Source organism: Okeania sp. SIO2C2, assembly GCF_010692625.1.
In the GTDB taxonomy this organism is placed as follows: domain Bacteria; phylum Cyanobacteriota; class Cyanobacteriia; order Cyanobacteriales; family Microcoleaceae; genus Okeania; species Okeania hirsuta.
This window is the reverse complement of record NZ_JAAHGM010000107.1, coordinates 1-16,171: the sequence shown is the minus strand read 5'-3', so window position 1 is coordinate 16,171 and position 16,171 is coordinate 1. Positions and strand designations below refer to the sequence as shown.

The following is a 16,171-nucleotide window of genomic DNA, read 5'->3' as shown; positions in this document are numbered from 1 at the left end:
AACCAGCACTGGAGACGGAGGCAATATCACCATCAACACCAACGAACTTAATATTACAGGAAAACTCGGAATATTCGCTGAAACCGAAGCATCAGCAAACGCTGGCACCCTCACCCTCAGTCCCTACGAAGACAACCCAGACCTCAACATCAATTTCAGCAACGACGGTTTCATATCCGCCTCCACCAGCTCCACAGGCAACGGAGGCAACATTAATATCAGTGCCCCAGAAACCATAGATATCGCCGGAGAAGGATTCATCGCTGTAGAAACCTCAGACAAAGGAAACGCTGGCAGCATCAACATTGAGACCCAAAACCTTACCCTCTCAGATGGAGTAGTTATATCAGCTTCTACCACAGACAAAGGAAACGCTGGAGCTATCAATATCAACACCGAAGACTTCACCCTGGAAACAGGAACAAGTTTAACTACAGAAACCAATAATAAGGGAAAAGCTGGGGATATAGAAATCAACACCAGAAAACTAAGCATAGGAGAAGATGCCCAAATCAGTGCCACAGCTAGAGAAGGAGCAAACAACACTGAAGCAGGAGGCAACATTACCATCAATGCTACAGACTTACTAATCTCAGGTCAACTCGGAATATTCGCCGAAACCGCAGGAGAAACCCCCGCAGGTACTCTTACCCTTAACCCCTATAAGAAAGTAGGGGAGCAGGGGAATAGAGAAAATCGTTCCGATCGCTTTGACCCTGACCTTAATATTACCTTCAGCGAAAATGGCTTGATCTCTGCCCGCACTACTTCCAGTGGAGATGGAGGCAATATCAATATATTTGCTCCAGAAAACATCAATATTAGAGGGGAAGGAAAAATCACGGTGGAAACTACGGCAGGGGGAAACGCAGGTATTATCAATATAGAAACCAAAAACCTGACAATAGCCGAAAATACTACTATATCTGCCGCTACTTCCGATAGTGGAGACGGAGGCAGCATCAACATCAACCCCGGTGAAAACTTTCAACTCGACGGTCAAATCATTACAGAGACCACAGGAGCTGGAGACGGAGGAAAAATTACTATTAATACAGGGGAACTATCAGCAGAAAATAGTACCATTTCAGCTAAAAGCACCGATACAGGAAACGCAGGTGCAATAGAAATCACAGCTCAAGAAAATATCACGATAGGCGTTATCCAATCTTCTGCCTCAGAATCAAAAGAAGCTGCTAACGGAGGTGACATTACCATTGCCAGTGAACAGAGAGAAATCAATGCTACTCAACCCATCCAATCATTTTCAGAAAAAGGTAACGCTGGAGATGTGACTCTGAGTGCGAAAACAGATGTGACTACTAATACTATCAGTTCCCACGGAGAAGAACAAGGCGGTCAAATTACCATCATTGCAGAAACAGGAAACATAGACACCAGTAATGGATTTCTGGCAAACTATTCTGGCGAGGGAACTGGAGGCAAAGTTACCTTAGAAGCATCCGCAGGAAACATTACTACCAGTGACATTTACTCTTTTGCTGATGCAGACGGCGGTCAAATTCTCTTAAAAGCAGGAGGTGACATCAATATCGCCGAAAATAGTAATGTTATCTCTGCCTCCGAACCTGCAACTACATCGGATACTGAAAACTCAGGCAAAGGAGGAGACATTATTTTAGAAGCGGGTGGCAATATTAATACCACAGCAGCTAGAATATATTCCGGTGCAGATGAAGGCGATACAGGTACAATACATATTGTTGCGGATGACACAATAGAAGTGGGTCAAATAGACCTAGCATCAGGTTTTGTCAGAGAAGAAATCTCAGTATTTAACAATTTTACCCTCATACCTGTACCTCAAGGAGAAGCAACTCAAGGAGAAGCAGGAAATATCAATATTACTAGCAACAATGGCACAATAGACACCACTGCTGGAGTAATAAACTCTCGTTCCCCTGACGGTACTGGAGACATTAAACTCAATGGCAGAGAAAATATTACCGTAGGTAAACTAGAAGCTAGCGCACTCAACGAAGTCAAAGCAACCACAGGCGGAAACGTTGAAGTTATTAGTGAAAACGGTGAAGTCAATTCTACCCAAGCAATAGAAACATTTTCAGCACAAGGTACAGCTGGGAATGTGAATATTCAAGCTGAAAGTTCAGTTAATCTAAAAAATATTCTATCCCAGGGAAGGATGCGTGGGGGTGATATTACTATTGACAGTCGGAGTGCAAATAGCATAGATGTTCAAGGGGAGTTAAACACTTTTTCTACGGAGGGTATCGGTGGGGATGTTACTCTCACATCTCTGGGTAATGTAAGTATTAGTGGAATTCGTTCGGAAGGGATACAACAGGGAGGTGACATTACATTGGAGAGTGAAATAGGGGAGATTAGTGCAACGGGAGACATTACTTCTTTCTCAGAGGAAGGCAGAGGAGGAAATATTGAGATTGATGCCCCAGAAAGTGTGAATCTGGAAAATGTATCATCCTTTGGTGCGACTGAAAGTGGGGATTTGAGAATTCAAAGTCAGATAGCAACAGTGAATACAGGGAATGTGACAACTCAAGCACCGGACGGCCCCAGTGGTGAAGTTATTATTAATGGCAGTCAAATAACTACAGGAAACTTAAGTTCTTTGGGTACAGTCAGTTCAGGTATTATTCGACTAGAAGCAACTGATGGCTCTATTACTACTTTGGACTTAGAATCTATTGCTTCAGAGGGAGAAGCAGGTGGTATCGATCTAGATGCAACAGGAGATATCAGCACTGAAGACCAAACTGTAATTTCTGGAGATGGAGATGCCAATATTGATATTGATGCTGGAGGGGATGTTTCTGTAGGTAATCAAGAGGCGATCGCCAATCAAGGAGATGCTAATATTGATATTGATGCTGGAGGGGATATTTCTGTAGGTAATCAAGAGGCGATCGCCAATCAAGGAGATGCTAATATCGATCTTCAACCAGGTGGTAATATTTCCGTAGAAGAGCAAACAGCTATTTCTGAAGGCGGGAATGCAATTATTAATAATACTCCAGATAATACCAATACCCCAGAACAAATAGCGATCGCCCCACAGGAAATAGAAACAATTACTAATATTGATAGTGGCGACATTATTATACCAGAAAATACCACTGATAACCAGATTCTCCCAGTAGAAACTAACCCTACCCAATCAGAAAATCTTAACAATTCAACAGAGATACCAGTAATTACCTCAACTGACACCACTTCCACCCAGTCAATATTACAGCAAATATCAAGCAATATCAATTTTTTCACCCTGACCACTCCCACTAACAATAACCAAACAATCAATGCTGGTACTGCTCAAGAACAAACAGAAACATCTATCAGCACTACAACTGACACCCAAAAAATCTTAAAAACAATTAATCCTGTTAATACCAAATCTCTAATAACAGCTACAGCTTCAGACCAAGTAGTAACAACGTTAGAACGAAACAGTCTCCAGGAATACTCAGATTACCTGGGAGCAGATTTGGAGGAAAAATTAATTTCTACACAAAGCGTCCGAGATATTTTAAGCGACATGGCAAATCAAACCGGAAAAGAATCTGCCATTGTTTATATTAATGTCTATCCAGAACAATTACAAATAATCTTATATACCAAAGAAGGTCAACCAATAATCAAAACCATTCCCTCTGTTAACCGCGAACAAATAATGGAAGTTGCACTCTTATTACGAATAAGAGTTACAACTCCAGCTAACCAAGATAATGATAGTTATCTATCACCAGCACAAAAATTATACAATTGGCTCATCGCACCCATAGCATCGGAACTAGAAGCAGCTAATATCGATACCTTACTATTCAGTATGGATGAAGGTTTGCGCACTTTAGCCGTAGCAGCATTACACGATGGCGAACAATTCCTGATCGAAAAATATAGCCTGAGTTTAATTCCCAGTGTTAGTTTAATGGATACCAACTACCGAACGCTTCAAGATACTCGGGTATTAGCAATGGGAGCAAGTGAGTTTATTGCTCACAATTCCTTACCAGGAGTACCTATCGAACTAGAAGTTGTTTCCCAAAAACTATGGCAGGGTAGTATGTTCCTCAATGAAGATTTTACTCTGAATAATTTAATTACTCAAAGAGAAAGTTATCCTTATCCTATTATTCATTTAGCTACTCATGCTGATTTTAGACCGGGAAAAATTAGTAATTCTTACATTCAGTTGTGGGGTGAAGAACAAATAAAATTAGACCAAATTAGGGAGTTGGGTTGGAATGAGAGTTCTGTAGAATTGTTAGTATTATCAGCTTGTCGCACCGCCTTTGGGGACAAAGATGCCGAATTAGGATTTGCGGGGTTAGCAATAGCAGCAGGAGTAAAGTCAGCTTTAGCTAGTATTTGGTATGTGAATGATCGAGCCACCTTAGCATTAATGACTGAGTTTTATAGTCATTTGAATCAGACTAAGATTAAGGCGGAAGCTGTAAGACAGGCGCAGTTATCAATGTTGCGTGGGGATGTGGTGATTAGGGGAAATCAGATATGGAGGGTTGGAGGTCGTGAGTCAGTAGAGTTACCATCGGTGCTTGGGGAAATGAGGAATCGAAAATTATCTCACCCTTATTATTGGGCAGGGTTTACCATGGTGGGTAGTCCTTGGTAGTAGGGAAGTGTGGGGTGATGGGGTGATGGGGTGATGGGGTGATGGGGTGATGGGGAGGCAAATTTCCACCTGCTTGGTGCGCTACCAGATGCAACTAACGTCGTCGCGGGGTTGCATCCGCTTTTTCCCCTATTCTATTTCTCTAGCTCCTGATCTCAAATCCGTTTTATTGAACATAAAAAAATTTTCCCATCGTCATAAATACGCTCATCTTTGTGATTCTCTCTCCTCCTGAATCCTGTACGTCCCCAATCCGACGGCTCCCCTACCTGACTCGGTCCTCCTACCTTCAAAAGATTTTATCAAAATAATATGGGTCGCGCCACCCCGCCTTGACTGGCGAAATATTTTTGGAGTGAAGCTCAAATCCCCTACTTCCCCTCCACGGTCGGGGGAGGGGCGAGGGGTGGGTTGAATTCTGACTTCTGAGTTCTGACTTCGTTAAACCGATGCTACCAGATTTGATCTGATGGGTAGGGTGGGCAAACATCAAGTCTATTAACTGCTAACATCAATCACCACATTTGCCCACCCCTACAAAAAATTATCTTAATTAACGACTATTCCCAAATACTCTGATTCTTACTAGTGTATCTGGAACAGGACTCTCATTTGAGAATGTAACTGAGCTTCGTGGTACGACTGGATAATTTCTTTGGACTGGACGGTCATCTGGGGCTATTACTATTGGATAATCAATATCACTGTTAACTACAGCTTCATTGCCATTTGAGAAATTGGTGAGAATAACATCTATGGAGCTAACTCCAAATTCAGGTATATCTACATATAACAAGTCTCCAGAGAATGGCAATTCTCGAAAACATTGTGGCTCTTGTCCTAAAAAACAATATTCAGCTGCCATTGCAGGGCTGGGGGAAACTACTGCGAAAGATAGTAAACAGAAAAAAAATGCAACGATGACTTTGCCTAATGCTTTCTTCATTTTTATTACTCCGTAAGTCACTTTGTGTGTGAACGTTTTCTCCAAATATCCAGAGGAGTTTCTTCCTCTATTATTACAATTGTTTCGTGATGGGTAGGGTGAGCAAACATCAAGTCTATTAACTGCTAATATCAATCACTACATTTGCCCACCCCTACAAAAAATTATCTTAATTAACCACTATACCCAAATACTCTGATTTGTACTGGTGTATCTGGAACAGGACTCGCATTTGAGAATGTAACTGAGCTTGCTGGTACGACTTGATAAATTCTTCTTTCACTATTATATGGGGGTATTACTATTGGGTTGTCAATATTACTGTTAACTACAGCTTCATAGTCATGTGAGTAATTGCCGAAAGTAACATCTATTAAGTTAACTCCAGATGGAGGTATATTTACATATAACAAGTCTCCAGAGTACGACAATGTTTCTACACATTCTTGATTTTCTTCTAAATAACAATAATATGGAGCTGCCATTGCATGGCTGGGGGAAACTACTGCAAAAGATAGTAAACAGACAAAAAATGCAACGATGACTTTGCCTAATGCTTTCTTCATTTTTATTACTCCGTAAGTCACTTTGTATGCGAACGTTTTCTCCAATTATAGACTATAACAAACTGTATTAGATTGACTATTATTTAGCTTTTCTTTATATTCCACAAGTTTAGGGCATCCATTATTGATTACTAATATTAACAACTACATTTACCCACCATACTATTTTTGACTTTTGACTTTTGATTTTTAACTTGAGGTGATCGCAACTACTAAACCCTAAAAGTAATAAATTATAGATACTAAGTGGGTTCTATAATTCCTATTCCTCCTGACTCTGTAGGGACTAAGCATACTTAGTCCCTACCTACTTCCTACTCCTTATTTAAAGGAACAGTAGACTTTACTGATTCACGTTGATGTAATCTATTGAACCAGTTTTTTAAATTCTCATATTCCAAAACCCAATCTTCATTTACCCGAAGGTTGTAGTAACCCAAAGAACATAATGTTGTTACATCTGCTACTGTCCATTGTTCATCACCTAACAAATACTTAGATTTAGCTAATTGTTGATCGAAAACTGATAAGAGACCATTAATTGACGTTTCTAATTGTGTTCGATAATCAGTAGGGTCAAAATTGTTTGTCAAATTTAGTTTCCATAAATTGATAATATTATCCCCTAAATTATCTCCTAACTCTTCCCATTTACGACATTCAAGTTTTGCCTGGGGATGAGTAGGGTAAAAATTTGGTTCTGGATAAGTTTCGTCTAAATACTCAGCAATTAATGTAGAATCCCAAATGACTGTGCCATCTTCTTCTACAAACACAGGTACTTTACCAATGGGAGAAATTTTCAGAAAATCATCGGGTTTGTTCTGTAGATTAACAGCCTTGAGTTCATAATCTAATTTTTTTTCTGCTAATAATATCCGAATTTTTCGAGCAAAGTTTGATAGTGGATGATAATATAAAATTCTTTTCATTGAGATATCTCCAAAAAAGCCATAAATAAAGTGTAAACTATCAGCATTCAGCCATCAGCTATTGCTTTTAGTGGGATAAAAGCTTTATGTAAGCATCAGCTGTCAGCTTTCAGCTATTAGCTTTTATTGTATGGGTTGACAACTAAAACTCGTCGTTTTTGTGCTTCAATTCTCTGGTTAAAAATGTAGTATAAGTTCAACGAATCCTTACTTCATTTATTAAAAAGCTGAGAGCTGAATGCTTAGAGCTTGATTAATTGAGTTAGAATTAAATCTTACTACGAAAGTCGGCTCCCTTGACCTTAAAGTCTATATTCATTAAACACTTTCCTTCAGGACAGAGTCTTATTGGTGAGAGTTGAATACCCACAATAAAGTTTACCATAAAATTTGGTTTTTTCAACTATTTAGTTTTTCAACTATATTAGGACTTATATCATGTCCGCTGGTATCGTTTGTGTCAAAGTTAGCGTGAATATTTACAGCAAATTTAAGTTTTTTGAAGTTTTTTCCAGCTTTTTAACCTTTTTACTTCTTCCTTCTTCCTTACCTTACAATACCGATGCTACCGGACATGATATTACGCAAAGAAACCGGGTTTATAGGAGAAATCGTTATTTTTATAATAAACATTGAAAAACCCGGTTTCTGGGTTTGTCTGCGGTATCGGTATAAAAAAGCGTAGAAACCGGGTTTGTTTGAAATACCCCACTGACTAACATCTACCTCTCAAAAACCCGGTTTCTAATAGTTTGTTTGAAATACCCCACTAACTAACATCTACCTCTCAAAAACCCGGTTTCTTATAACACCTCCATTGCCATTGCTATATAATTTCCAATTATGTCAAAATAAAAATCTTGCTCAATTATTGGGGATAAATTAATGTCAGAAGTATTAAATTTCGATTTCGTTATTAAAAATGTCCGGGTAGTGCGCCCAAATCAGAATTCGATCGCTCGCCTCGACTTAGGAATTAAAAATGGCAAGTTTGCTCATATTGCTCCAGAAATCAACCCAGAATTAGGTAAGGAGGTATTTGATGCCAAAGAATTATTAGGTTTTCCTGGGTTAGTAGACTCCCATCAACACATTGGTATTTATCAACCTCTACCTCAAGACGCTATTACAGAAACAAAAGCTGCTGCCATGGGTGGGGTGACAACAGGTTTAACCTATATTCGTACCGGACAATATTATCTCAACCGAGGCGGTGCTTACAAAGACTTTTTTCCAGAAGCATTGAAACTTTCAGAAGGTAATTTTTATGTAGACTATGGCTACCATCTCGCCCCTATTAGCAGTGGTCATATTGATGAATTACAATTTTTATTTGAGGAATATGGCGTGCCATCATTCAAAATATTTATGTTTTATGGTGGCTATGGTTTGCACGGAATGTCAGACCAACAAAACCTATTTTTGATGATTGACAAATCAGAAAGATACGATTTTGCTCATTTTGAATTTATCATGCGGGGGTTAACTAAATTACGGGAAAGTTATCCAGAAATGCAGGATTATATTAGTTTGAGTTTGCATTGTGAAGTTGCAGATATTCTTAATGCTTATACTAAAATCGTTCAAAATGATAATTCTCTCACTGGTCTCAAAGCTTATAGTGCTGCTCGTCCTCCCCATTCGGAAGCACTAGCAATTGTTATTGCTTCCTATTTAGCTTATGAAACCAATTGTGTCAATATTAATTTATTACATCTGAGTTCCCAAAAAGCTGTGGAAGCAGCATTAATGATGCAAACAACATTCCCTCATATCAACTTTCGCCGAGAAGTGACAGTGGGGCATTTATTATTAGATGTGGATGCACCTACAGGCAAATGGGCGAAAGTAAATCCACCTATTCGTTCCCGTGAAGATGTAGAATATTTATGGCAAGCGGTATTAAATCGACAAATTGATTGGATAGTCAGCGATCATGCCTGTTGTTCGGCGGAGAAAAAAGCTAGCAGTCAAGACCCAGAGAATATTTGGTTAGCAAAATCTGGTTTTGGCGGTACGGAATATTTATTATCTGGAGTTTTTAGCGAAGGCAAAAAAAGAGGGATGTCTGAAAATCATATGGCTGAGTTGTTGTCATGGAACCCCGCACAACGTTATGGTTTGTTAGAAAAAGGCGATATTGCTGTAGGATATGATGCAGACTTGGTACTTTTTGACCCCAATGAAACTTTTGTTGTGCGTGCGAGCGAGTCAGAATCACAACAGGGTTATACACCATTTGAAGGAATGGAGTTGACTGGAAAAGTAAAAAGTACATTTTTGCGGGGAAAATTGATTTATGACAAAGGAGAAGTTTTAGGGTCACCCCAAGGAAAATATTTGTCGCGACCCTATGGGAAAAAAGTTAACAGTTAACAGGAAGAAAAGTAGGGTGCTGTTTCGCTACGCGACATGAAAAGCGCACTTCGTAACGCACCAGCAATATCAAGAGTGCTACGTTATGCTCCATTTCCTCAAAAAGTTTTAGGTGTAGGTTGGGTTGAGGAACCGAAACCCAACAATATTAACGCGCGTCAGAAGTCATATCAAATCCGGTAGTATCGGTAGAATTCAAAGCCTTAGGGGTTTGGTCTCCAAACCCTCCACAAACTAGGAGTTTTCACTCTTTTCTGATGGTCGAATTTATTTACTCCGATTTCTCGGGAACCGTAGCCAGCGGATTTGATATCAGAATTCAACCCACCCCTAACCCAACCGACCCCCACCCCTCCCAGGAGGGGAGTCAGCAGGGGAAGTCAGATAGGGGAGCCGTCGGATTGGCGACGTATGTTTTTTTAACGGGGATTAGAGCAACTCTCCAAAAACATTTCGCCTTAAAAGGTGGAGGTTTAGACCCAATTATTTTGGTAAGGTTTTTTTGGGTTTCACTCCTTTCAACCCAACCTACATTTTTAGGCTGATTCGCTCAAATATTTATCCAATACCTGATGAAAGTGACGGATTCGAGATTCGTGATAGTTACCCAAAGTAATACCAGGTTTTGCAGATGCTTTCAAACCTTTTTGCAGCAGGAGTAAGTTGGAAGCATCTTGATCTAGCACTGGTCCTGCTTGTCTCAATTCTGGTACATCACTCCAGTTTTCCTCAGATGTCAGCCAATGAATTTTAGCTGCTGGTGGCATAACTCCCGATGTACAAGGTTGCAAGACTAGGAATTCCATAATACAACTATCAGGGTCATTACCATAAGGTTTAAAACGAAACATGAAAGGTTGACCGACACCAGGAAATATCATCAAGTTAGGGAAAATAAAGTAAGAAATTATATCCAGCATCTCTGTATCAGAAACAGTAGAACAGTCAACTTCTAAATTCTGCTTGAAGTTTTGTCGGATGACTTCTGCTGCATAAGCACGGGGATTCATGTCCTCAGATATCTGTAATATTTCTGGGTCAATTCCCATAAATTCCATTAGACCTGTAGCAGCAGTTTGTGGGTCTCGTGGCTTACCTAGATGGGGACTTTGCACCGCAAAAGGCATAATTCCCCGATTATGACGACCATAAATGTCATTTTGGGAGTTAGCGTCTCCACTGAATTTGAGAATTTGTGGATGTGTTGCAATTACATGATAACCTTCTAAAAAAGCCCCTAGTGCTACTTTCCAGTTAGCTGGCATCACTTTGGCAACGTGAGCTGCTATAAACCTTTCTTGTAAAGCAAACTGTTGGAAATGTTCAGGTACATTTTCTAGGTAACTTTCAAGAGACTCACAATTTGGATCAAAATTAATAAAGACAAAACCCTGCCATGTTGCCACCTTAATTTCAGGCAACCGGAAAGCTTCATCCTCTACTTGTTCAAAATCCCACCGACAAGGAATATGAGCCAGGGTACCATCCAGTTTCCATGTCCAACTATGAAAGGGGCATTTTAGAGCTAAAGTATTTCCCTCGTTAACACATAACTGGGTTCCACGGTGCAAACAAGAGTTGTAGAATGCCTGAATTTTATCAGCTTTACTCCGGACAACAATTACTGAAAGGTCAGCTACATCATATACCACATAATCGCCGACATTGGGGATATTTTCTTCTCGACAAGCCCACTGCCAGACTTTTTTCCACAACTTTTCCACCTCTAAGTTATGATATTCAGGAGAAAAAAATATTTCTCTGGGAATATCGGCAGTTCCCAGATTTTTGACCGACTCTTGTTTGAGTACAGGCGGCACAGGTCGGCTATCTGTTTGCAATATTTCCTGCACTGTTTCCATCTCGTCTCTACTGAAATTTTTCCTCATCTTTTGCACCTTTTTATTGACTAGGTAAATTGCAGATATATCTTATATCATGTCCGGTTAAACTGAAATTATCTTTACTTTCCTCCAATATTTCCTTCTGACTCCTGAGTTCCCCTCCTGGGAGGGGGAGGGGCGAGGGGCAGGGCTAATTCATTGTCGTAGCGAGAATATTTACAACCCTATATTTTTGGTTAACTAATTCTAGTTAAGATGTACGAAATTTCAAAATTTCAAAGGATACAATTTTTCTCTGTTGACGATGAATTGACTTTACTCCCCTACTCCCCCACTTCCCCACTCCCCTACTTATTTTTTCTCTCGTGACAATGAATTAGCCCTGGGGGTTAGGGGTGGGTTGAATCCTGACTCCTCACAACAGTTATTTATAAGTATTCAACCGAAAATGATATAACTTAAGTAGTCTCTGGAATTGGAAATTTTTCCCCTCTTAAATAAGCATCAAAATACTTCTTAAAATACAAAATACTTGTCACATTTGGTTCATCACTTTCATCAGGAGCAAACTCATAAATTGGCAATGTTTCTCTCACCAACTTCACTAAATTAGGATGAAGTTATTCAAAAGATTCTACCCTAGAAATAGTAGTTTCAAATCTTAACCGAGCTGGATGACCATAACCTAATTTCATCCAAGGCATCCACGGACAATCTCTCGCCCACTCAGAAGGAGGTATTTCTGTTACCCCTGGTCGAGCCACACTAGAGGTAAAATATTCTACTCCTTTAAATTTTTCTCCAGGGCAATAATCTCGATATTTACTTTCTTTTGCCAAAGGATGAGGATATTCTAAAGGAATTTCTATAACTTTTTTCACATATCCAGAATTCTGAGGAATTACAATTTTTTTTGGTGAGACAAAACCCTGTACCATCCGGTTAGCAATATGTATGACAGGAACTTCTTTTACTCCTTCTCTAGGTCGCCAATAGTGTAATACTTCTTGAGTAGATGAGTCGCAAAATAAACATATTTCCCGATTAATTCTATGTCCGGCTTCCCCATATTCTGGATGTGGTTTAAGAAATACTTTTGTGGCATTCATCCCAATAATAGAAAACAACTTTTCTTGAGGTTTTCCAGGTGATTCTATCCACCAAACTTCTCCACCCCAATTATAGTAAAGTTGTTTACCATGATTTTCTCTATAAAAATTTAAGTTATCGAATTCATAGTCATTAAAATATTCACCCATGATTAACTCCAGCTTTCTATAATTTATTTTTGTATTAATTGATAATTACGTAAGCATTTCCTACGGAATGCTCGGCAAACAGCTGTCAGCTATCAGCTATCAGCTATGAGTTATGAACTTACTATTATACCGAAGGAGGAATTAGTCTCCAAAGAGAATTAAAATTTATGTTTGCGTAGCATTCCGCAGGAAATAAAAAGGTCATTAGCTAACTTGAGTAAGTTATTAGGTTCAAAAGCTGTTTGCGTAGCATTCCGCAGGAATAGCTGAATGCTTACATAATTGCTGATTGACTATTTAGTAATTAAAATTAGCTCTGAATTATAATTTCTCTTTCACATATAAAGTATGTCTAAAAAGTTAGACGAAAAAACAAAAAAATCAAGCTGATAGCTGATAACTGACTGCTAATTGCTATATTATTATAGACAAAAAATTATATCAGCAAACGAATGGTCAATCTCACCAAAAAACTCCTTGAAGCAAAAGACTGGGTTAAAGTGCGTGCTAGTACCGACGCTCAACAATCTTTTCTGACTTGGCAGGGTTCGGTTTATGCGTTTATTCCTGGGGAAGCAAAACAGCATTTGTTCCAAATAGTAGGGATGAGTGTGGCCAGATGTATTCCGAGGTCTGAGGGAGGTTGGGATTTCACTTCCAGGGAACTAACCTTTTATCTTGACCCCGAAACAGGGGAAAAGTTGGATACTTGGAAAAATCCCTGGACTGATGAAGTTTTGCCTGTAGTTCATGTGGCCAATAATCCGGTACAGGGGTTGTTCAAAAGACCAATGCCTGCATTAGTTGATGAAGAGTTGACTACTTATAAGTTTGACCTATTTTCTAGTTATCCCAACCCCCTCGCTGACGATCCAAAGTTTGCTGAATATAGTCCTCAACCTCTTTATCAAGCTAGCGAATTGTTTAAGTTGACAGTGCCTACGGCAGATTTACAAAATCCTGACACAACTTCTGTATCTAAGGTAATGTTGGCATGGGATAGAATAGGTCCTTGGGTGCCATGGATGAAAATGGGCGATCGCTCTGGTAATCTAATTTATAGTGCCTGGGGTGGGAAGGTGGCTAGTGTTGCAGAATTACCCCAGTTAATTCAGGATGAAATGAATACTCGCGTTCCGTTGTTTAAAAATGCAGCTAAATCTCTTTTAGATAAAGATGATGTGACTTCTTGGATTTATTTTAAGCAAAATTTTGATGCCTATTTGAAAGGAGAAAAATTTCCCATTCCGGTAGAAGAAGTTGAGTAGAATTATTTATTTGTATAATTAATAGATATCTTCAGAGAAGAGGGAGTAGGTCGTAGGGACGTTGCATGCAACGTCCCTACAGAGTAGGGAGAAATAATTGATAATTTCTGTGCGATAATTGATTTGATTTTTTATTATTGGAGAAGTCTAATAATTACAGCAAATTTCATCAGGACAAGATGCACCTATCGCGGGCAAGATGCCCGCACTACAAATATTTCCTTGTTAGGACTTGTGTTTGAATAAGAGGATTGAATAAAAAAAAATTTCTTTTTTTCTTTGATGCGTAGAGTTTTTAAACCTTAATTATTTGGTAAATTCTTCTTTCTTAACTATCTAAAATAATAGTATAGCAAGAAATGAGTTGCTGAGGACTTATGTTGATAATGAACCCTAAGACAGGGAAATGTTTTTCTGACTGTTGCCTGTTGCCTGTTGCCTATTCCCTATTCCCTATTCCCTGTTCCCTACTATAGAATAAATAGCAGTGTTTAGATTAAAAAACAAATGTCATCTAACATTTTGGTAGTTGAAGATGAGGCAAAACTAGCTCAATTTATCGAGCTAGAACTTAAGTATGAAGGTTATCAAGTAACGGTGGCTAATGATGGGTTCGCCGGCATAACAATGGCACGAGAAATTAAGCCAGATTTGATAATTCTTGACTGGATGTTACCTGGTTTATCGGGGTTAGAATTATGTCGTCGTTTGCGAACTACTGGTGATAAAGTACCAATTATTCTATTAACAGCTAAGGATGATGTGAGCGATCGCGTAGCTGGTTTAGATGCAGGGGCGGATGATTATGTATTAAAGCCTTTTAGTGTGGAAGAATTATTAGCTAGGGTTAGGGCACATCTTAGACGTACTCAAGAACCTAATCCCGATTTATTAATGTTTGAAGACCTGAGTTTAAATAGAAGTACCAGGGAGGTTTATCGGGATAATAGGGCAATTGAATTAACAGCAAAAGAATTTGATTTATTGGAATATTTAATGGCTCATCCTCGACAAGTTTTGACAAGAGATAGAATTTTAGAAACTGTCTGGGGTTATGATTTTATGGGGGATTCAAATATTATTGAAGTTTATATTCGTTACTTACGTTTGAAGTTAGAATCTAATGAAGAAAAAAGGTTAATTCAAACTGTGCGAGGAGTGGGTTATGTTTTGCGGGAATAATTTAGGAATAAGGAAAAATATTATCTGGAGAAATGTTTTTCCCACTATAGAAATGTTTTTCCCACTATTAATTATTAATTGTGAAACTATTCCTTACTATATTCCTGCATTTCTTTTCTCGCCTTTTCTGTTATAGCTTCCTCTAACCACTGACTTCTATTAGGGAGCGATCGCACATACTGATCAATATCCTGTGGAACTCTTACAGATAAAGGTTTGTCAGCTTTTGGCTTTTCACCTTCACCTAATACGGTCATTATTTGGCCTTTTTTATTTCTGACTAACTTGGACATAATTTTTTGCTGATGATTTTTCCATCTATTATACTATTATACTATGTATACATCGGTCATATTTTTTTATCATTTTCTTTGTGGGTTTAATACCCCACCGTCAACGGGGGTGTTCAAAATTACTTGGGGTTAGAATCCCCATGTAATTTTCCTCCTGTCTCCTGTCTCCTGTCTCCTGTCTCCTTCTTCAATCTTCTATTCTGACGTATACATCAGTAATATTGATCAAAAAAAGCTATATACAGACGTATACATCGTTTAATATAAAAATATGAAAAATCAAAAGTAAGCATCCCTGGAAGTTAACTAGGGACTTAGTACAAAAAAACTTGGGCTTTGAAGTCATAGCTTCAGCCCAAGTAACAAACAAAATATACACTCTAATCTTAGGAAATGTCAGATAAGTTTATCTTTAGGGATTGAAGTAATAGAATATTTTGAGAAAAAAGCACAAGAAAAAGGAATTTATTATCAAGAATTAATTGATTTATACCTTCAAGATTGTGTGAATAGCAAACGTGAATTATCTTTTTGAAACAATGGTGCGATCGCTATATGGATTTTTTTTTAACTATTGTCCAATAGTAATGTTGAGTTTAGATACACTCAGGAGAAGCGATCGCTATGTTGTTAGGTGCTTGAGTAAAGTTTTTGCCTAGATATTTCTCCCTGAAGAACACTCACTTTCAAAATCTGGATTTTTTTTAACTATTGTCCAATAGTAATGTTGAGTTGAGATACACTTAGGAGAAGCGATCGCTATGTTGTTAGGTGCTTGAGTAAAGTTTTTGCCTAGATATTTCTCCCTGAAGAACACTCACTTTCAAAATCTGGATTTTTTTTAACTATTGTCCAATAGTAATGTTGAGTTG

The 16,171-nt window shown here is 38.6% G+C and carries 12 protein-coding genes and 1 pseudogene; 7 read left to right on the top strand and 6 right to left on the bottom strand.

All coding sequences use genetic code 11. From position 1 onward, the window contains the following. Positions 1-4,633, top strand: a 4,633-nt coding sequence (locus F6K18_RS34665; protein WP_287527705.1) for a CHAT domain-containing protein, incomplete at its 5' end; no start/stop codon positions are given. 553 nt (positions 4,634-5,186) lie between these two features. On the opposite strand, the gene F6K18_RS34660 is transcribed toward F6K18_RS34665, so the two are convergent. The 3 genes from F6K18_RS34660 to F6K18_RS34650 all read right to left on the bottom strand — a co-directional run bounded on the left by F6K18_RS34660 (position 5,187) and on the right by F6K18_RS34650 (position 7,077). Beyond that, positions 5,187-5,579, bottom strand: coding sequence for a hypothetical protein (locus tag F6K18_RS34660; protein ID WP_287527703.1), 393 nt, complete (start codon positions 5,577-5,579; stop codon positions 5,187-5,189). Positions 5,580-5,752: 173 nt separating this feature from the next. Beyond that, the gene (locus tag F6K18_RS34655) at positions 5,753-6,145 is read right to left on the bottom strand and encodes a hypothetical protein (RefSeq protein ID WP_287527701.1); all 393 of its coding nucleotides are present in this window, start codon (positions 6,143-6,145) and stop codon (positions 5,753-5,755) included. A 314-nt stretch (positions 6,146-6,459) separates the two neighbouring features. Continuing rightward, on the bottom strand, positions 6,460-7,077 hold the full coding sequence (locus tag F6K18_RS34650; RefSeq protein ID WP_287527698.1) for a glutathione S-transferase family protein: 618 nt from the start codon (positions 7,075-7,077) through the stop codon (positions 6,460-6,462). 885 nt (positions 7,078-7,962) lie between these two features. Between F6K18_RS34650 and F6K18_RS34645 the strand changes: the two genes are divergently transcribed. The 3 genes from F6K18_RS34645 to F6K18_RS34635 all read left to right on the top strand — a co-directional run bounded on the left by F6K18_RS34645 (position 7,963) and on the right by F6K18_RS34635 (position 9,998). Beyond that, positions 7,963-9,453, top strand: a complete 1,491-nt coding sequence (locus tag F6K18_RS34645; protein ID WP_287527696.1) for a dihydroorotase family protein — start codon at positions 7,963-7,965, stop codon at positions 9,451-9,453. 36 nt (positions 9,454-9,489) lie between these two features. Next, entirely contained in the window at positions 9,490-9,636 is a 147-nt protein-coding gene (locus tag F6K18_RS34640) for a hypothetical protein (RefSeq protein ID WP_287527693.1), read from the top strand. A gap of 74 nt (positions 9,637-9,710) precedes the next feature. After that, on the top strand, positions 9,711-9,998 hold the full coding sequence (locus F6K18_RS34635) for a hypothetical protein (protein WP_287527690.1): 288 nt from the start codon (positions 9,711-9,713) through the stop codon (positions 9,996-9,998). Here F6K18_RS34635 and F6K18_RS34630 read toward each other — a convergent pair. Next, a complete protein-coding gene (locus F6K18_RS34630; protein WP_287527688.1) occupies positions 9,990-11,342 on the bottom strand; it encodes an aromatic ring-hydroxylating dioxygenase subunit alpha in 1,353 nt (450 codons plus the stop codon). The two genes, F6K18_RS34635 and F6K18_RS34630, sit on opposite strands and share 9 nt — an antisense overlap. Positions 11,343-11,755: 413 nt before the next feature. Beyond that, positions 11,756-12,556 (bottom strand): annotated as a pseudogene (locus tag F6K18_RS34625) (DUF1838 family protein). 452 nt (positions 12,557-13,008) lie between these two features. Here F6K18_RS34625 and F6K18_RS34620 point away from each other — a divergent pair. Both F6K18_RS34620 and F6K18_RS34615 read left to right on the top strand, forming a co-directional pair. Continuing rightward, positions 13,009-13,824, top strand: coding sequence for a DUF1838 domain-containing protein (locus tag F6K18_RS34620; RefSeq protein WP_287527687.1), 816 nt, complete (start codon positions 13,009-13,011; stop codon positions 13,822-13,824). Positions 13,825-14,331: 507 nt separating this feature from the next. Further along, positions 14,332-15,006, top strand: coding sequence for a response regulator transcription factor (locus F6K18_RS34615; RefSeq protein WP_124143623.1), 675 nt, complete (start codon positions 14,332-14,334; stop codon positions 15,004-15,006). Positions 15,007-15,092: 86 nt separating this feature from the next. Here F6K18_RS34615 and F6K18_RS34610 read toward each other — a convergent pair whose 3' ends face one another. After that, positions 15,093-15,299: a hypothetical protein gene (locus tag F6K18_RS34610; protein WP_287527685.1), complete on the bottom strand. Its 207-nt coding sequence runs from the start codon at positions 15,297-15,299 to the stop codon at positions 15,093-15,095. A gap of 518 nt (positions 15,300-15,817) precedes the next feature. Between F6K18_RS34610 and F6K18_RS34605 the strand changes: the two genes are divergently transcribed. Further along, positions 15,818-15,958 (top strand): hypothetical protein, encoded by a 141-nt coding sequence (locus tag F6K18_RS34605; RefSeq protein ID WP_287527682.1) that lies wholly within the window; start codon positions 15,818-15,820, stop codon positions 15,956-15,958. Positions 15,959-16,171: the final 213 nt, after the last annotated feature.